Genomic DNA, 16,513 nt, shown 5'->3' with positions numbered 1-16,513 from the left:
ATTCAAGCGGGTTTGAAATTCTTTCAATTTTTGGTCTTGTTTCAACTTTGATGAATTTCAGTCACGAAAAAAGGGTAAACCCCTGTCTTTTTGGCGGATGCAGCTTCCTACAATAAGATTCGCTTTCAGAGTTCAACCCGGACGTCTCGGGTAGTCTTTCATTTTTTCATTAGGAGTCCGTTCATGGATCGTCGTTCCGTCATTAAGAACACAGGTTTGGCTGGCGTGCTGGCCGCTGGTGCTGCGCCTGCTTTGGTTCAAGCCCAAGCAAATTTGCGCTGGCGCCTGACTTCCGGTTTCCCCAAAGCCTTGGACACCATCTATGGTGCTGCTGAAACTTTTTCCAAAAAAGTCAAGGAGCTGACAGGCGGAAAATTTGAAATTTCAGTGCATGCTGCAGGTGAACTCGTCCCCATGCCCGGCATTGTCGATGCGGTGAAAAACGGCACCGTGGAAATGGCCCACACTGCGCCTTACTACTACTTCGGCAAAGACGAAACATTCGCTTTGGGCTGCGCTATTCCATTTGGCTTGAACAGCCGCCAAATGTCGGCTTGGATGTATGACGGCAATGGCTTGAAGCTGATGCGCGAGTTCTACAAGCAGTACGACATCATGAGCTTCCCTATGGGCAACACAGGCGCTCAGATGGGCGGCTGGTTCCGCAAGGAAATCAAGACCGTCAACGATTACAAAGGCTTGAAATTCCGCGTGGGTGGTTTTGCTGGCAAAGTCATCGAGCGCTTGGGTGGTGTGCCCCAGAACATTCCTGGCGGCGAGATTTACCAAGCCCTGGAAAAAGGCACCATCGATGCCGCCGAGTGGGTGGGTCCATACGACGACCAGAAGCTGGGCTTCTTCAAAGTGGCGCCTTTCTACCACTACCCAGGCTGGTGGGAAGGTGGTCCTCAGCTGGACCTGTACATCAACCAAAAGGCCTATGACGGTTTGTCGTCTGAGTACAAGGCGATTGTCGAGTGCGCTGCGGCCTACGCACACACCGAAATGCAAGCCAAGTACGATGCCCGCAACCCCGGTGCCTTGAAGCAGCTGGTGGCCAACAAGACCAAGCTGGTGGCCTTCCCCAAGCCCGTGATGGATGCAGCCTTCAAGGAATCGATGGCGCTGTACAGCGAGTTGTCGGCCAAGAACCCCAACTGGAAAAAAATCTACGACGACTATTCCAAGTTCCGTGCCGAGTCCAACCTGTGGTTCCGCTTCACCGAAGCGCGTTTCGACAGCTTCATGCAAGGCGCCAAGCTGTAATCAACGACATGGGCACTGTCTTTGACAGTGCCTGTTCGATGAGACCAACCCCAACCTTGGTAAAGGTTGGGGTTTTTTGTTTTTGAAATGCCTTCAACCCTTTGGGGTAAATTTCACAGCAATGCGCATTGCTCAGCACGCCTTTGCTGCAAAAGGGCGCCTTACAATCGCGCCTGATTCAAACACCGGAGATCCCAATGGGCTTCCTACAACAATGCTCTCACTGGATTGACGCGCTCAATCTGAAGGTGGGTAAATTCACAGGCTGGCTGATCTTGCTGACCACCGCCATCAGCGCTGGCAATGCGATCGTGCGCAAAATTTTTGACACGAGTTCCAACTCTTTGCTCGAAATTCAGTGGTACCTGTTTGCAGGTGTATTCCTGCTGGGGGCAGGGTATGGCTTGCTGCGCAATTCGCATGTTCGGATTGACTTCATTTCAAGCCGGCTGACCGACCGTGCCCGCAATTGGATTGACTTTTGGGGCTTTGCCTTGGTGTTGACGCCATTTTGCCTGCTGTCGATTTACCTGTCCTGGCCCCTGTTCGTTCAGGCCTTGGTGAGTGGCGAGATGTCTCAAAACGCTGGTGGTTTGATCCGTTGGCCAGCATACGCCTTGATCCCTTTGGGTTTTTTCTTGTTGCAGTTGCAAGGCTTGTCAGAGATGGTCAAGCGTTGGTCTTTCCTGCAAGGACAAGGCCCCGATGTGTTGTCTACTGAAGAGGCGCTTTCGGATGACCAAAAACGTGCCGCCGAACTCGAAAAAATGACACAAGCTCAGGGAGACCGTTGATGGAAGCCTCGTTCCTCGCACAACAATTTGTGCCGCTCATGTTCGTGGGCCTGTTCGTACTTTTGCTGACGGGTTTTCCTGTGGCTTTTGCCTTGGCCGCTTGTGGCTTGGGTTTCGGCTTCATTGGCATGGAAGCGGGTTTGTTCCCCGCCTCCATGTTCCAAGCCTTGCCTTTGCGGATCTTCGGGATCATGCAAAACGACACGCTGTTGGCGATTCCGTTTTTCACCTTCATGGGCATCATTCTTGAACGCTCAGGCATGGCCGAAGATTTGCTCGAAACCGTCGGCCAGGTCTTTGGCCCGGTGCGCGGTGGTGTGGCCATTGCGGTCATTTTGGTCGGCGCTTTGTTGGCTGCGACCACGGGCGTTGTGGCCGCTGCCGTCATCTCCATGGGTTTGATCTCTTTGCCCATCATGCTGCGCTACGGTTACAGCCGAACCATTGCCACGGGCACCATCACGGCATCCGGCACTTTGGCGCAAGCCATCCCGCCCTCTTTGGTGCTGATTGTGTTGGCCGATCAATTGGGTCGCTCGGTGGGCGACATGTACGCCGGCGCCTTGGTTCCCGGTTTGTTGCTGGTCGGTTTGTACATTTTGTTCATTGTGGTGGTGGCGCTGGTCAAGCCTGACATGGTCCCTGCCTTGCCGCCCGAAGCACGCATTTACCGTGAAGACAATGGCGCCTCGGGTCACCGCTCGCTGCTGGTCCTGTTGGCCCTGTGTGGTTTGATTGGTTATGGCTGGGCTCAGATCCACGACCACATCATTGGCGGCATGACGGGTCGCACGCAGCCTGCGGCGGGTGACGAAATCATCATCATGTCGATGACGGTGGCTTCCTTGACCGGTTTGGCCCTGTCCATCGTCAACCGTATCACCAAAATGGGCTTGCTTTCCAAACTGGCAGAGCAGGTGACCTTCGTGCTGATGCCACCCTTGATCTTGATCTTCTTGGTTTTGGGAACCATTTTCCTGGGTGTGGCGACACCGACAGAAGGTGGTGCCATGGGGGCTTTGGGTGCCGTGGTTCTGGCCGTGGTCAAAGGCAAGTTTTCCATGGACTTGACACGTCAGGCACTCGATAGCACGGCCAAACTGGCTTCGTTTGTGCTGTTCATTCTGATCGGTTCGACGGTGTTCAGTTTTACCTTCAACGCGGCCGATGGCCACATTTGGGTGGAACACTTGTTCACCAACATGCCTGGCGGTGCGATTGGTTTTCTGATCGTGGTCAACCTCTTGATTTTCATCCTGGGTTGTTTCATTGATTTCTTTGAAATCGCCTTCATCGTGATTCCGATTCTGGCACCTGTGGCGGAGAAAATCTTGCCCGCCATGGTGCCTGGCATGACCTCCGACCAGGCCATGATCTGGTTTGGTGTGATCATTGCCATGAACTTGCAAACGTCCTTTTTGACGCCGCCTTTTGGCTTTGCACTGTTCTATTTACGCAGTGTGGCCCCCAAGAACGATTACAAAGACCGCGTGACGGGTGCTTTGATTCCATCGGTCAAAACCACTGAGATTTACAAAGGCTCTATTGCTTTCATCGTTCTTCAGTTGATCATGGTGGCTCTGGTCATCATCTACCCTGGCTTGGTCACGGGTGGTTTGGATGAGGGCACCAAGCTTGATGCCAACGAGGTGATGCAGCAATTGGAAAGTTCTTCCAATGCAGGTGAGCCTGGCGCAGAGGAATCACTCAAACCGGATGAGTCTGCTGAAGACGAAAACAGCCAAAAATCGGATGACGATGCCCTCAAAGCTTTGATGGCGACCGATCCTAAAAAGTAAGCCAGTATTTTTCACCCCAAAAAACCGCGCCTTGGCGCGGTTTTTTTGTATACATACCTCCCAGCCCTTATTTTTGTGGAAGTGGCCACCAAGGCAAACACGCTTTGAGGGATTGAATTTGTCCGGCTTCCGCATGCAGGCGATAGCCTGTTTGCTGGCCCAACAGTCGCTGCCATTGGGCACTTTGCAAGACTTGCCGCAAAGCCACCACGGCAGGGTTGTTGAGGGCCGATTTCAGGCAAACGAGCCAGTAGTGCTCTTGGGTCAGCGGCACAAAGTCAAGTTGTTGGGCGCGCGCAGCCGATGCAATCCCCAGCCCTAAATCTGCTTGTCCCGAGGCGATGCGCGTGGCCACAGCAGTATGCGAGGTTTCTTCCTGGTCATAGCCTGTGGGCAGGCTGGCCGATGAGGTCTGGTTTTCCAGCCATTGGTCCAGCAGCAATCGGGTGCCCGTGCCCAGCGTCCGGTTCACCAGCCGCAGTTCAGGTCGATTCAGATCATTCCACCCCGTGATGTTCAGGGGGTTGCCCGGGGCCACCATCCAGCCTTGTTCGCGCGTCGCAAATCCGATGAGTTTGTGTTGACCGGTTTTCAGCAAAGGCTTGTAAGTGCGGGCGGTCAAGGTGCTGACATCGGGTTGCAAGGGGGCATGAAACCCCGCAACAGTGCAACGGCCTTCATTCAAGGCGCGGATCGCGTCCACGCTGCCACAAAAGCGCATGTCCAAGTGCAGGGACTGGCGGGCACTGTGCTCCCTGAGTTTGACCAGCGCGTCGTCGTGGCTGGCGTAGACCGTCAGCAAATGGCTGCCCGGGTCAAAGGCGACCGCAAAGGTTTTTTCCAGTTCGGCCTGCAAGGCGCTGATCTGCGGCGCCAGTCGGGCTTGCGCTTGGCGTTCGGCCCAGAGCAGCTTGTCGGCAAATTCCGTCAGACGGGCGGCCTGGCCTTTTTCCCACACGATCAAAGGCTGGGCCAGCACTTGCTCCCAGCGTTTGAGTTCGCCCCAGACATGGCGATAGGACAACTGCAAAACCCGGGCTGCACCCGCAATGGAGCCGGTGGCCCGCACAGCTTGCAGCATGTCCATCAAAGGGTTGCGCAAGGGGCTGGTCTGGTCGCGTTGCTCGGCCTGCGCTTGATGCGGTGTCCAGCTGTAAGAGAGATTGATGTGTTGCACGGGCCAGAGTTTGCCTCATTCCGGGATGGGCCTGCAGGGTGTTGCAACCCGTGTCTATGCAATGCATTTCATAACGGACATCCCTTAGCTGATCTGCTGTGCTCATCCAGTAGCATCGACGTCAGCTTATGAACACCTTCACCGACAGCGTCCTGACGGCGTTGAACCTTGTCATCTCTTTCGATCCTGTCCTGTGGGTGGTCGTCACCCGGTCCCTGGCCGTCAGTGCCACGGCCTGCTTGCTGGCTTACGGCGTGGGCGTGGCTTTGGGGGCTTGGCTGGCGGTTTCGCGCTTTCGCGGTCGGGGTGCCGTGCTGGTGGGCTTGAACACGTTGTTGGCGCTGCCATCGGTGGTGGTGGGCTTGGTGGTGTATTTGCTGCTGTCCCGCACCGGGCCATTGGGGTTTTTGGGCTGGATGTTCAGTTTCAAGGCCATGGTGCTGGCCCAGTTCATTTTGGTGGTGCCAGTGGTCACGGCGCTCACGCGCCAAGTGGTCGATGACGTGGAGCGTCAGCACGGGGAGCAGTGGGCCTCGCTGGGTGCTGGGCCTTGGGTACGCAGCCTCTTGCTGGCGTGGGACGAACGCTTGGCCTTGTTGACGATTGGTGTGACCGCGTTTGGCCGAGCCATCTCCGAGGTGGGGGCGGTGATGATCGTGGGCGGCAACATCGATGGTTTCACCCGCGTCATGACCACCGCCATTGCACTGGAGACCAGCAAGGGCGATTTGCCGCTGGCGCTGGGCTTGGGCATGGTGTTGTTGGCGGTGGTGCTGTTGGTCAATGCCGTGGTGGCCGGCTTGCGCCTGTGGGGTGAGCGTCGGTATGCAGTGCCCATGCCTGTTCAGTCCTTGGCAGGGCTGCGTTCATGATGGACGCCCAAATCCGTCTGGACAACGTGAGCGTGCTGTTGGGCGCCCAAGCGGTCCTCAGTGGCGTGAGTTTGCGCGTTGAGGCGGGCGAGCGCTTGGCGCTGGTGGGCGCCAATGGTTCGGGCAAAAGCACTTTGCTGCGCACCCTGCATGGCCTCGTCCCAGCCACGCAAGGCCGCGTGCTGCAAGCGCCGGGCTTGCGCCAAGCCATGCTGTTTCAAAGACCGCACCTGATGCGTTTGTCGGCCTTGAACAATGTGGCGCTGGGTTTGTGGCTCGATCGTGGCCGTGGCCTGCATTGGGCTGATGCCAAAACACTGGCGCTGAAGGCTTTGCAGCGTGTGGGCTTGCAGTCTGTGGCCCACCAAAACGGTCGCCAGTTGTCGGGCGGTCAACAGCAGCGCCTGGCTTTGGCCCGGGCTTGGGCGCGGCAACCCGATGTGCTGCTGCTGGACGAACCCACGGCCAGCCTGGATCCGCACGCCAAGCGCGAAGTCGAATCCTTGATGGCCGATTTTGCGAGTGGTCAGTCGCGCCCACTGACCTTGGTCTGGGCCAGCCATAACCTCGGCCAGGTCAAGCGTTTGGCCCAGCGCGTCATTTATCTGGAGGGTGGCCGAGTCCTGGCCGACCTGCCTGTGAACCAGTTTTTCAACGCGGCCATCTTGGCCGAATGCAGCCCAGCAGCCCATGCTTTTGTTCAAGGAGAACTTTCATGACCTTTCCCTCTTCAATGACCCGTCGCGCCCTGGTGTGTGCGCTTTTGGCCACTTCTTCGGTGTGGGCACAAGCCCAGTCCATCGTGATGTCGTCCACCACCTCCACCGAGCAGTCGGGCTTGTTTGCACACCTCTTGCCGGCTTTCAAAAAAGCCACGGGTCTGGATGTGAAAGTGGTGGCCCTGGGCACGGGCCAGGCGCTGGACATGGCGCGGCGCGGTGACGCCGATGTGGTGTTCGTGCACGACCAGGTGGCCGAAGAAAAATTTGTGGCCGATGGCTTTGGCATCAAGCGCTTGCCCGTGATGTACAACGACTTTGTGCTGATCGGCCCCAAGGCCGACCCGGCCGCCACCAAAGGCAAAGACATTGTGGCGGCCTTGGCCAAGTTGTCGGTGGGCAATGCAGCCTTTGTCTCGCGCGGTGACAAGAGTGGCACGCACGCGGCCGAGTTGCGTTTTTGGAAAATGGCCAATTTGGACGACAAAAAAGGCAGTGGCTACAAAGAGTGCGGCTGCGGCATGGGCCCGGCTTTGAACATCGCGGCGTCTTCGGGCGCCTATGTGCTGGCCGACCGTGCCACTTGGCTGAACTTCAAAAATCGCGCTGATCTGGCCATTTTGGTGGAAGGTGACCAGCGTCTCTTCAACCAATACGGCGTGATGGTGGTCAACCCGGCCAAGCACGCCCACGTCAAACAGGCCGATGCGCAGAAATTTGTGGACTGGATCACCTCGGCCGCAGGTCAAGGTGTGGTGGCCGACTACAAAATCGGCGGCGAGCAGCTGTTTTTCCCGAACGCGGGTAAGTGATCTGAGGCTGGATCAGCTTTTGGGCAAGCCGAGTTTGCGGTAAACCGTGGCGCGGCTGATGCCCAGGCTGCGTGCGGCTTCGGCCACGTTGCCGCGTGCACGGTTGACTGCCTCGCGGATCATGTTGGTTTGCACATCCTTGAGCGGTTTGGGTGCGATGTCTGGGGTAGGCCTTGGTGCTGTGGGCTGAGTTGCCGACTGGCCTGGTTGCAAAGCCTGGGTTTGCAGGCGCAGGCCTGACCAAAGCGGCAGTTCCTGGGTGTTGCCCCTGCGGCTGGCCGTGTCGAACAGGCTTTCCCAGGACAAGGCAAACACTTCGCTGGCGTGCAGTGTCTGCCCATGAGTGACGGGTGACAGGGACAGCATTTGCCGTGCAGTCGGATTGGCCCCCACGATGTGCCCGTCGCTGTCCAGGGTGATCAGTCCATCGCTGTCATCGCCAGGTTGGTTGCCTGGCCAATTCAGGCGCAGGACCAAGGCGTGATCGGTGGACAGCAGCCAGCTGTTTTCGATGCTGCGGGCAGAGCGGCGCACCAAGTGCTTCAGTGCTGGGCGCTCTGTGGTCTCGATGCCTGTCAGGTCCAACATGCCCGCGCACAGGCCATCTGGGCCAAAAACCGGTGCGCCAGCACAACTGTAGACCCCTGTGTCCTGAAAGAAGTGTTCGCCCCGGTGCAACCAAACCGGCTGCAATTCGGTCAGTGCGGCGCTGATCGCCGTGGTGCCCACGGCTTTTTCGGACAAGTCCACCCCGACGCGGGCAATCACCTGCGCGCGTCGGTCTTGGCGGTCGACTGGACCATGGACATCGACCACGATGCCCTGGGCGTTGGTCAGGATGGCGAAATAACGGATGTCCGCAATGGCCCGCGCCAATTCGGCCAGCACTGGCTGCGCCGCTTGCACCAAGGGCCGGCTGGCTTCTTGCACGCGGCGCATGTGTTGGGCAGAGATGGCGTCAAACCCCACCGCTTGGCCAGGTTGCAGGCCCATGGACAGGCAGCGCTGCCAGGACTGGGCAATCCAGGGGGGCACGCCGTTGCCTTGGACCTCGGTGCTGCCTTGAAACAATTGGTCACGGGCTTGATCAATCCTTGTCAAACGGTCACTGTGCTGCGTTGTCAGGGGCATGTCAGATGTGTATCAAGCTGAGAATTTTTGCGGACAACCCCGCAATACCTAGGGTTAATCCTCATCGGTCTGCCAAGTCAATCACCAACAATGGCTATGTATTTTGATTCATAAGCGCGGGCTTGAACAGCCCGTTACCCCACAGGAGACACACATGCAGAAAGTCCTGCACATCAATCCGGACAAATGTACCGGCTGCTTGCAGTGCGAAATGGCCTGTTCTTTCGAGAACTACGGCACTTACGCCACCTCCAAATCACGCATCAAGGTTTTTGATTTCCATCACACGGGAAAAAAAGTGCCTTACACCTGCACCCAGTGCGATGAAGCGTGGTGCCTGCACGCCTGCCCTGTGGAAGCCATCACCGTGGACAAAGCCACGGGCGCTAAAGTGGTCAACGAGTCCACCTGCGTGGGCTGCAAGGTCTGCACCATTGCCTGCCCATTTGGCACGATCAACTATGTGCAAGAGACCGGCAAAGTTCAAAAGTGCGACCTGTGCGGTGGTGATCCGGCCTGTGCCGACGCCTGCCCAACCGGCGCCATCACCTTCGTGGATGCCAACTGGACCGGCATCGACAAAATGAAACAGTGGGCCGACAAGTTGGGCAATCAGCCCACTGCCGGTTAATTCACCCACCCATAAGGAGCATCAACATGTCTTGGGCTGGAAAAATTCTCCGCGTCAACCTCACGGCTGGCACCGTCAAATCCGAACCGCTGAACATGGAGTGGGCCAAAGCCTACCTCGGCTCACGCGGTCTGGGCAGCAAATACCTGATCAGCGAGATCGACCCCAAAGTCGACCCCCTGTCAGCGGACAACAAAATCGTCTGGGCCACGGGCCCATTGACCGGCACCATGGCCTCCACCGGTGGCCGTTACACCGTCATCACCAAGAGCCCGCTGACCGGGGCGATTGCTTGCTCCAACTCGGGTGGCTATTGGGGCGCTGAGCTCAAAATGGCCGGTTGGGACATGGTCATTTTTGAAGGCGCATCGGCCAAGCCGGTGTACCTGCACATCAACGACGACGAAGCCGAGTTGCGCGATGCGAGCCACCTGTGGGGTCAAAGCGTCTGGAAGACCGAGGAAATCCTCAAGTCCAGCTTGCAAGACCCATTGCTGCGCGTTTGCAGCATCGGCAAGGCTGGTGAAAACGGCGTGCTGTACGCCGCCGTGGTGAACGATCTGCACCGTGCGGCGGGCCGCTCGGGCGTGGGCACCGTCATGGGCAGCAAGAACCTCAAAGCCATTGCGGTGCGCGGCACCAAAGGCGTGGGCAATATGCAAAACCCCAAGGCCTTCATGGCGGCAGCCAAAGCGGCCAAAAAAGTGCTGGCCGACAACGCGGTCACCGGCCAAGGGTTGCCTGCTTACGGCACGCAGGTGCTGATGAACGTGATCAACGAAGTGGGCGGCTTGCCCACACGCAACCACCGTGACGTGCAGTTTGAAAGCGCCAAAGACATCTCGGCCGAAGCCATGGTCACGCCCCGCGAGACCGATGGCAAAAAGCACTTGGTGACCAACCAAGCCTGTTTTGGTTGCACCATCGCTTGCGGCCGCATCAGCAAGATGGACGAAGGCCACTTCTCGGTCAAGAACAAGCCGGAATATTGGGGCGCCAACGGCGGCCTGGAATACGAAGCCGCTTGGGCGCTGGGCGCAGCCAACGGCGTGAAAGATCTGGAAGCCCTGCAATACGCCAACATGATCTGCAACGAAGAAGGTTTCGACCCGATCAGCTTCGGTGCCACCATCGGTGCCGTCATGGAGCTCTACGAAATGGGCGTGCTGACCAAAGAGCAAATCGGTGTGGAAGCACCGTTTGGCTCGGCCGAAGCACTGTGCGAGTTTGTCGATATGACGGCCAAGGGCGTCGGTTTTGGCAAGGAAATTGGCATGGGCTCCAAGCGCCTGACCGCCAAATACGGCCACCCCGATTTGTCCATGAGCGTCAAAGGCCAAGAGTTCCCAGCCTATGACGGCCGTGTGATACAAGGCATTGGCTTGGCTTACGCCACGTCCAACCGCGGTGCATGCCACCTGCGCGGCTACACCATCGCCTCGGAAGTGCTGGGCATCCCGGTCAAGACCGAGCCCACCGAGCACGAAGGCAAGCCCGAATTGGTCAAAGCCTTCCAAGACGCGACAGCCGCTTTTGACTCCGCCGGTATTTGCGTGTTCACCAGCTTTGCCTGGACATTGGCTGACGTGGCCCCTCAGGTGCAAGCCGCTTGCGGCGAAGAGTTCACCATGGAGCACTTGAACCACATCGGCGAGCGCATCTGGAACATGGAGCGCGACTTCAACAACGCTGCTGGCTTCACCAAGGCCGACGACAACCTGCCCAAGCGCCTGATGACCGAAGCCGCCAAAACTGGCCCCGGCAAAGGCATGGTCAGCAAGTTGGACGAAATGCTGCCCAAGTACTACGACGCCCGCGGCTGGGATGGCGAAGGCCGTCCAACATCGGCCACCCGGGAACGTCTGGGTTTGTGACCTTGCCCCTGTAGGAGCGAGCGCCTGCTCGTGAAGTCTTCACCGTAGGGGTGCGCTTCTACAGGAAATCAAGCGGCCTGCGGGCCGCTACCTGTTTCTGGAGTCCGATTCATGACCCACCACGTCATCTTGGGCGCAGGCCCTGCCGGCGTCATCGCCGCCGAGACCCTGCGCAAACACGCCCCCGCCGACACCATCACCTTGGTGGGTGACGAGCCCGATGCGCCGTATTCGCGCATGGCCATCCCTTATTTGCTGATCGGCAACATTGAAGAGCAGGGCACCTACCTGCGCAAGACCGCCACCCACTTTGACGATTTGCGCATCACGCTGGTCAAGGCCAAGGTGACGCGTGTGGACGCGGCAGGCAAAACGGTGCATCTGGACAACGGCCAGTCGATGGCTTTTGACAAGTTGTTGATCGCGACCGGCTCGCAACCTGTGCGCCCACCGATTGCGGGCATGGACCTGCCCGGCGTGCACCCCTGCTGGACGCTGGAAGACGCCCGCGCCATCCAGGCGCTGGCCAAGCCCGGTGCCCGTGTACTGCAAATGGGCGCAGGCTTCATTGGCTGCATCATCATGGAAGCGCTGGCGGCGCGCGGCGTCAAGCTGAGTGTGGTGGAGATGGGCGACCGCATGGTGCCCCGCATGATGGGCCCGGTGGCCGGCGGCATGATCCGCGACTGGTGCGAGGCCAAAGGCGTGCAGGTGTTCACCGGCACCAAGGTCGAAGCCATCAGCCAAGGCGCAGGCGCTGAAAAAGGCTTGCTCGGCAAATTGGCCGCAGCCGTGGGCTTGGGCTCTGACGATGCCAGCGAAGCGCTGCAAGTGCGCCTGTCCAACGGCCAAACCGTCGAGGCCGATCTCGTCATCAGCGCCACCGGTGTGCGACCCGCGATTGGGTTTTTGAAGGACAGCGGCATCACCTGCCTGCAAGGCGTGTTGACCGACCAGCACCTGCAAACCAATGTGCCTGGCATCTACGCCGCAGGCGACTGCGCCGAAGCGTTTGACATGGTCAGCGGCAAAACCATTGTGAGCGCCATCCAGCCCAACGCAGCCGAGCAGGCCCGCGTGGCCGCGCTCAACATGCTGGGCCAAAAGACCGAGCTCAAGGGCGTCACGCAAATCAACGTGCTCGACACCCTGGGATTGATCTCCACCAGTTTTGGCAACTGGGAAGGCGTGGCCGGTGGCCAGTCGGCCGTGTTGACCGACAAGGCCGCAGGGCGTCACTTGAGCTTGCAGTTCAAGGACGATGTGATGATCGGCTGCAACAGCGTGGGCTGGACCGAGCATGTGGGCGTGATGCGTGGCTTGGTCGAAGGTCAGGTGCATCTGGGCGACTGGAAAGACCGTCTGATGCACGACCCGACCAAGCTGGTGGACGCCTACCTCGATTGCGCACAGGGCCAAGGGCGATGGAGCGGTGCGCAAGACGCACGCCGCCGCTGAAGCGACAATCGGCGCATGAACATCACCTTCAAACTGTTTGCCACGCTGACCGACTATTTGCCTGCCGAAGCCCGGCGCAGCAACCAAGTCACGCTGGACGTGGCGCAGGACACCAGCATCAGCCAGATCATCGAGCCCTTTGGCATGCCGCCTAAGCTGGTGCATTTGGTGCTGGTCAACGGCAAATACATCAAACCCGAAGACCGGGGCACCACCACCTTGGTCGAAGGCGATGTGCTGGCCATCTGGCCCCCCGTGGCCGGTGGTTGAGCGCAGCGCACGCGGCGACCTGACCCATGCAGTCCTACTACCCCGAGCGCTTCGAGCGCGACATGGGCACCAGCGAGACCGAATGGTTGACGGCCTTGCCTCGCGCCTTGGGCGAGCACGCCTTTGAGCTGGGCACAGGACAAGTACGCGTGCACATCGGTGACGGACATCTGCAACTGCAATGGCGCATCCTGCCTCCGCGCGTCATTGCATTGCTGCGCTTGCAGCGCCTGGCTGTGACTTTTGTGTTTGTGGGCGTGGAGGAAGAGGCGCGCCAGCGCTTCATGAAGCACTTTGATTTGACGATGCAGCGGGGTGGCGGGTGAAGCTGGGTTCATTGTCTCCCAGCGAAGCAAGCCCCCGCCCGATCACTGCCCCCACAGCCATTCCACAGTCTTGAGCCCCAGCACCGTGAGGGCCAGCGAACCGAACAAGTGCAAGCTGGCCGTGCCTGCCGCCAGCGCAAAGCGACCTTGTTGCAGCATGGCCACCACCTCGGCCGAGAAGCTGGAGAAGGTGGTCAGTGCGCCTAAGAAGCCCGTGACCAGGGCCAGTCGCCAAACCGGGTCCAAGGCCGGCAGTTGTTGAAACACCCCCACGCACACCCCCACCAGATAACCGCCGATCAGGTTGGCCGCCAGGGTGCCCCAGGGCAGCAGGCCGGCACTGGCGCTGGCAGGGTTGAGCCACAAACCCAACTGCCAGCGAGAGAGCGCCCCCACGCAAGCACCGAGGCAGATCGCGATCACCGTGAGCATGAGGCGGCTCCTTTATGCGGGTGTGGGCGGGTGTTGGGCGTGTCTTAAAACGGCGGGTCTTCGTCGCTGCCAGCCGCTGCGCCCGTGGTGACCGTTGAATGGATCACGGTGCGGGTGGGGTTGGGAATGGCCTGGTCGGCCGCAGCCGCACCCAGTTCCATCTCACCGCCCAGGGCTTCGATCAGGCTGTCGATCAGCGGCCCCAGCAAACCGGTGGACAAGGCCACATCGGCGTCAAAGCGGTCTTCGTTCTTGTCGGTGCCCGATTCGTCCATCACGCCGTCGAGGTACTGCACTTTTTTCAGCTGCAGGGTCTCGGTCAATACAAACGCGACTCGGCCGTCCCAGCTGAGTGCCAGCTGGGTGGGCAGTTTGCCTTCCATGACGTGCTTGCGCACGTCGTCGTTGGCCAAGTGGTGGCGGGTAAAGCGCACGCTGGCAGCGTCTTCGCCAGTGGACTTGAGCACGGTCTCGCGCTCCACGGTCAAATCTGACGGCCACTCGTCGGGGGTGGGGGCCAGCAGCCACTGTGTCATGGCGGCTTGCGGCGAAGTCACGGTCTGGATCAAGGACACAGACAAGCCGCCCATCACGTTCATCAGCGCCGACATCACTTCGTCGGCCTTGCCTTGGCTGCCTGCGTTCAGCACCAAGCGGCGGTTTTCCAGGTCCATCCACACCAGCACGGTGGACTGGCGGGCAAACGCCTGCGGCAGCAGCGACAGCAGCACGTCGTCCATCAGGTCGCGTTTTTCCTTTTTGCCAGGTTTGCGGCCGGTGGCCGCTTCGATTTCGGCGATGCGTTCATCGACTTTTCGGCGCACCACGTTGCCTGGAACGGCCTTGGACTCGATCATGAGTTTCAGGATCCACTGCCCGCCGACCGATTCGACCAAGGGGCCATGTGCCTCGCCCCGTGGAGGCACCCATCCGATTGACTTTTCTTGGCTGGCGCCACACTCCACAAACTGCACCGGCTCCAGCGCCGCCTGCACATCGGCCAATGAAGGGGCAAAGCCCTCGCCGATGCGGTAAACCATCACATTTTTGAACACAAACAATCCTTACTGCCCAAATGAACAACCCGTCCTTTGGGGACGGGTTGAATCATAGAGGATGAAAGGCGCAGCGAGATCAGAGTTTCATCTGCGTCGGCAGCCAAGTCACGATGCCGGGCACAAAGTAAATCAGCATCACCGCGCCCACCATCAAGAAGAACATGGGCATGGACACGCGGGCGATGTAGGGCAGTTGCTTGCCCGTCATGCCTTGCAGCACAAACAGGTTGAAGCCCACAGGCGGCGTGATCTGCGCCATCTCGACCACAAACACGATGAAGATGCCAAACCAGATCGGGTCGATGCCCGCTTTTTGCACCGTGGGCATGAGCACGCCCATGGTCAGCACCACCATGGAGATGCCGTCCAGAAAGCAGCCCAAGATGATGAAAAACACCATCAAGGCCATGAGGAGTGCAAAGGGGCTCAGGCCCAAGCCACCGATCCATTCGGCCAGGTGGCGCGGCAGCCCGATGTAGCCCATGGACAAGGTCAAAAACGCAGCGCCCGCCAAGATCAGGGCGATCATGCAGTACAGGCGCGTGGCGCCCATCAAGGCGTCTTTGAACACCGACCAACTCATGGAGCCCTGCAGTGTGGACAGCACCAACGCGCCCACCACCCCCACAGCCGCCGCTTCGGTGGCGGTGGCAAAGCCGGTGTAAATGGAGCCCAGCACCGCTGCAATCAGCAAGACCACGGGGATCAGGCTGCTGGAGGCTTGCAGCTTTTGCATGAAGCTCATGGGCGCGTCACGCGGCGGGATCTGGTCCGGGTGCCGCAAAGACCAGTAAATGATGTAGCCCGAGAACAGCCCGGCCAGCAAGATGCCGGGCAAGACTCCGGCAATGAAGAGTTGGGCAATCGACACATCGGCCGCCACGCCGTACACGATCATGATGATGGACGGCGGAATCAACAGGCCCAAAGTGCCAGAGCCGGACAGGGTGCCAATGACCATGTCTTCGGGGTAGCCGCGTTTTTGCAGTTCGGGCAAGGTCATCTTGCCGATCGTGGCGCAGGTGGCCGCGCTCGAACCCGACACGGCCGCAAAGATGGCGCAGCCCACCACATTGGTGTGCAGCAAGCGCCCGGGCAGGGCTTGCATCCAGGGCGCGAGGCCCTTGAACATGTCCTGGCTCAGGCGTGTGCGAAACAAAATTTCGCCCATCCAGATGAAGAGGGGCAGGGCTGTGAGGGTCCAGCTGGAGGCCGAGCCCCAGATGGTGACCGCCATGGCGTCTCCTGCGGGTCTGGCGGAAAACATTTGCATGCCGATCCAAGCCACACCCGAGAGGGTGAGGCCAATCCAAACACCACTGCCCAAAATCAAGAACAAGGTCAGGACCAGCAGCCCTGTGATCATCAAATCATTCATGTCGGCTCATTCGTTGCGCAGCATCTCGCCGCTGTCAAGAACGGTACGTTGCCCCCGGATTTCCAGCACCAGCTCGTCCACAAAGGCCACAGCAAAAATCACGGTGCCCAGCGCCATGACCAACTGTGGGATCCACAAAGGCGTGGCATCGTTCCCGGTCGAGATGTCATGGAACTCGATGGATTGCCACACCAGGCGGCAGCTGTAGAAGGCGAACAAACAGGCCAGCAGGCTGGCCAGCGACAGGCTGAACACTTCCAGTCCCCGCCGGGCTGTGCCTTTGAAAAAGTTCAACACCAAAGTGACGCGGATGTGTTCACCCCGCTTCAAGGTGTGGGCCAGCGCCAAAAAGCCCGCCCCAGCCATGAGGTACCCGGCATAGGCATCGGTGCCGGGGACATGGAAGTGGAACTGTCGGCTCAGCACCGACAGCAGCACCATGAACAGCAGGCCACACATGCACAGCGCCGCCAAGGCGGCGGTGCTGGCATAAATGGCATTGAGCAGTCGGCGCAT

The 16,513-nt window shown here is 59.2% G+C and carries 17 protein-coding genes; 11 read left to right on the top strand and 6 right to left on the bottom strand.

Going from position 1 to position 16,513, the window contains the following annotated elements; genetic code table 11:
* Nucleotides 1-183 precede the first annotated feature (183 nt).
* From ACHEXK_RS10435 to ACHEXK_RS10425, 3 genes are all read left to right on the top strand, one after another.
* Nucleotides 184-1,266 carry a TRAP transporter substrate-binding protein gene (locus tag ACHEXK_RS10435; protein ID WP_416545918.1) on the top strand — a complete coding sequence of 361 codons (1,083 nt, stop codon included), beginning with the start codon at nucleotides 184-186 and terminating at the stop codon, nucleotides 1,264-1,266.
* Nucleotides 1,267-1,463: 197 nt separating this feature from the next.
* Entirely contained in the window at nucleotides 1,464-2,060 is a 597-nt protein-coding gene (locus tag ACHEXK_RS10430) for a TRAP transporter small permease subunit (protein ID WP_416545916.1), read from the top strand.
* On the top strand, nucleotides 2,060-3,859 hold the full coding sequence (locus ACHEXK_RS10425) for a TRAP transporter large permease (RefSeq protein ID WP_416545914.1): 1,800 nt from the start codon (nucleotides 2,060-2,062) through the stop codon (nucleotides 3,857-3,859). Before ACHEXK_RS10430 ends, ACHEXK_RS10425 begins: the two co-directional genes overlap by 1 nt.
* Before the next feature lie 67 nt (nucleotides 3,860-3,926).
* Here ACHEXK_RS10425 and ACHEXK_RS10420 read toward each other — a convergent pair whose 3' ends face one another.
* Nucleotides 3,927-5,036, bottom strand: a complete 1,110-nt coding sequence (locus tag ACHEXK_RS10420; protein WP_416545912.1) for a substrate-binding domain-containing protein — start codon at nucleotides 5,034-5,036, stop codon at nucleotides 3,927-3,929.
* Between the two features lie 128 nt (nucleotides 5,037-5,164).
* Between ACHEXK_RS10420 and ACHEXK_RS10415 the strand changes: the two genes are divergently transcribed.
* From ACHEXK_RS10415 to ACHEXK_RS10405, 3 genes are read left to right on the top strand one after another with little or no spacing between them, the layout of a single operon-like run.
* Nucleotides 5,165-5,908 carry an ABC transporter permease gene (locus ACHEXK_RS10415; protein ID WP_416545910.1) on the top strand — a complete coding sequence of 248 codons (744 nt, stop codon included), beginning with the start codon at nucleotides 5,165-5,167 and terminating at the stop codon, nucleotides 5,906-5,908.
* Nucleotides 5,905-6,627 (top strand): phosphate ABC transporter ATP-binding protein, encoded by a 723-nt coding sequence (locus ACHEXK_RS10410; RefSeq protein WP_416545908.1) that lies wholly within the window; start codon nucleotides 5,905-5,907, stop codon nucleotides 6,625-6,627. Before ACHEXK_RS10415 ends, ACHEXK_RS10410 begins: the two co-directional genes overlap by 4 nt.
* Before the next feature lie 14 nt (nucleotides 6,628-6,641).
* Complete coding sequence (locus tag ACHEXK_RS10405; protein WP_416548923.1) at nucleotides 6,642-7,439, top strand: extracellular solute-binding protein; 798 nt, start codon at nucleotides 6,642-6,644, stop codon at nucleotides 7,437-7,439.
* A gap of 12 nt (nucleotides 7,440-7,451) precedes the next feature.
* Here the strand turns inward: ACHEXK_RS10405 and ACHEXK_RS10400 are convergent, their stop codons facing one another.
* Nucleotides 7,452-8,570, bottom strand: coding sequence for a helix-turn-helix domain-containing protein (locus tag ACHEXK_RS10400; RefSeq protein ID WP_416545906.1), 1,119 nt, complete (start codon nucleotides 8,568-8,570; stop codon nucleotides 7,452-7,454).
* Nucleotides 8,571-8,724: 154 nt separating this feature from the next.
* On the opposite strand from ACHEXK_RS10400, the gene ACHEXK_RS10395 reads away from it, so the two are divergent.
* The 5 genes from ACHEXK_RS10395 to ACHEXK_RS10375 all read left to right on the top strand — a co-directional run bounded on the left by ACHEXK_RS10395 (nucleotide 8,725) and on the right by ACHEXK_RS10375 (nucleotide 13,129).
* Nucleotides 8,725-9,201, top strand: coding sequence for a 4Fe-4S dicluster domain-containing protein (locus ACHEXK_RS10395; RefSeq protein WP_108311570.1), 477 nt, complete (start codon nucleotides 8,725-8,727; stop codon nucleotides 9,199-9,201).
* 26 nt (nucleotides 9,202-9,227) lie between these two features.
* Nucleotides 9,228-11,075, top strand: coding sequence for an aldehyde ferredoxin oxidoreductase family protein (locus tag ACHEXK_RS10390; RefSeq protein ID WP_416545904.1), 1,848 nt, complete (start codon nucleotides 9,228-9,230; stop codon nucleotides 11,073-11,075).
* Between the two features lie 111 nt (nucleotides 11,076-11,186).
* Nucleotides 11,187-12,533 (top strand): NAD(P)/FAD-dependent oxidoreductase, encoded by a 1,347-nt coding sequence (locus ACHEXK_RS10385; RefSeq protein ID WP_416545902.1) that lies wholly within the window; start codon nucleotides 11,187-11,189, stop codon nucleotides 12,531-12,533.
* A gap of 15 nt (nucleotides 12,534-12,548) precedes the next feature.
* Nucleotides 12,549-12,803: a sulfur carrier protein ThiS gene (thiS, locus tag ACHEXK_RS10380; protein ID WP_416545900.1), complete on the top strand. Its 255-nt coding sequence runs from the start codon at nucleotides 12,549-12,551 to the stop codon at nucleotides 12,801-12,803.
* Between the two features lie 26 nt (nucleotides 12,804-12,829).
* On the top strand, nucleotides 12,830-13,129 hold the full coding sequence (locus ACHEXK_RS10375; RefSeq protein WP_416545898.1) for a hypothetical protein: 300 nt from the start codon (nucleotides 12,830-12,832) through the stop codon (nucleotides 13,127-13,129).
* Nucleotides 13,130-13,171: 42 nt separating this feature from the next.
* On the opposite strand, the gene crcB is transcribed toward ACHEXK_RS10375, so the two are convergent.
* The 4 genes from crcB to ACHEXK_RS10355 all read right to left on the bottom strand — a co-directional run bounded on the left by crcB (nucleotide 13,172) and on the right by ACHEXK_RS10355 (nucleotide 16,513).
* Entirely contained in the window at nucleotides 13,172-13,561 is a 390-nt protein-coding gene (crcB, locus tag ACHEXK_RS10370; protein WP_416545896.1) for a fluoride efflux transporter CrcB, read from the bottom strand.
* 44 nt (nucleotides 13,562-13,605) lie between these two features.
* Nucleotides 13,606-14,616 carry a recombination-associated protein RdgC gene (locus tag ACHEXK_RS10365; protein WP_416545894.1) on the bottom strand — a complete coding sequence of 337 codons (1,011 nt, stop codon included), beginning with the start codon at nucleotides 14,614-14,616 and terminating at the stop codon, nucleotides 13,606-13,608.
* Between the two features lie 79 nt (nucleotides 14,617-14,695).
* Entirely contained in the window at nucleotides 14,696-15,997 is a 1,302-nt protein-coding gene (locus tag ACHEXK_RS10360; protein ID WP_416545892.1) for a TRAP transporter large permease, read from the bottom strand.
* Nucleotides 15,998-16,003: 6 nt separating this feature from the next.
* A complete protein-coding gene (locus ACHEXK_RS10355; protein ID WP_416545890.1) occupies nucleotides 16,004-16,513 on the bottom strand; it encodes a TRAP transporter small permease in 510 nt (169 codons plus the stop codon).

The sequence above is a fragment of the Limnohabitans sp. DCL3 genome (assembly GCF_048019295.1).
GTDB lineage: Bacteria > Pseudomonadota > Gammaproteobacteria > Burkholderiales > Burkholderiaceae_C > Limnohabitans_A.
This window is presented reverse-complemented; position numbering and strand designations above follow the sequence as displayed.

Excerpts from the sequence above, each read along its gene's own strand:
- ACHEXK_RS10435 (WP_416545918.1), top strand. The coding sequence starts at position 184 with ATGGATCGTCGTTCCGTCATTAAGAACACAGGTTTGGCTGGCGTGCTG.
- ACHEXK_RS10425 (WP_416545914.1), top strand. The coding sequence starts at position 2,060 with ATGGAAGCCTCGTTCCTCGCACAACAATTTGTGCCGCTCATGTTCGTG.
- ACHEXK_RS10385 (WP_416545902.1), top strand. The coding sequence starts at position 11,187 with ATGACCCACCACGTCATCTTGGGCGCAGGCCCTGCCGGCGTCATCGCC.
- ACHEXK_RS10405 (WP_416548923.1), top strand. The coding sequence starts at position 6,642 with ATGACCCGTCGCGCCCTGGTGTGTGCGCTTTTGGCCACTTCTTCGGTG.
- ACHEXK_RS10390 (WP_416545904.1), top strand. The coding sequence starts at position 9,228 with ATGTCTTGGGCTGGAAAAATTCTCCGCGTCAACCTCACGGCTGGCACC.
- ACHEXK_RS10430 (WP_416545916.1), top strand. The coding sequence starts at position 1,464 with ATGGGCTTCCTACAACAATGCTCTCACTGGATTGACGCGCTCAATCTG.
- ACHEXK_RS10360 (WP_416545892.1), bottom strand. The coding sequence starts at position 15,997 with ATGAATGATTTGATGATCACAGGGCTGCTGGTCCTGACCTTGTTCTTG.
- crcB (WP_416545896.1), bottom strand. The coding sequence starts at position 13,561 with ATGCTCACGGTGATCGCGATCTGCCTCGGTGCTTGCGTGGGGGCGCTC.
- ACHEXK_RS10410 (WP_416545908.1), top strand. The coding sequence starts at position 5,905 with ATGATGGACGCCCAAATCCGTCTGGACAACGTGAGCGTGCTGTTGGGC.
- ACHEXK_RS10355 (WP_416545890.1), bottom strand. The coding sequence starts at position 16,513 with ATGCGCCGACTGCTCAATGCCATTTATGCCAGCACCGCCGCCTTGGCG.
- ACHEXK_RS10415 (WP_416545910.1), top strand. The coding sequence starts at position 5,165 with ATGAACACCTTCACCGACAGCGTCCTGACGGCGTTGAACCTTGTCATC.
- thiS (WP_416545900.1), top strand. The coding sequence starts at position 12,549 with ATGAACATCACCTTCAAACTGTTTGCCACGCTGACCGACTATTTGCCT.
- ACHEXK_RS10395 (WP_108311570.1), top strand. The coding sequence starts at position 8,725 with ATGCAGAAAGTCCTGCACATCAATCCGGACAAATGTACCGGCTGCTTG.
- ACHEXK_RS10400 (WP_416545906.1), bottom strand. The coding sequence starts at position 8,570 with ATGCCCCTGACAACGCAGCACAGTGACCGTTTGACAAGGATTGATCAA.
- ACHEXK_RS10375 (WP_416545898.1), top strand. The coding sequence starts at position 12,830 with ATGCAGTCCTACTACCCCGAGCGCTTCGAGCGCGACATGGGCACCAGC.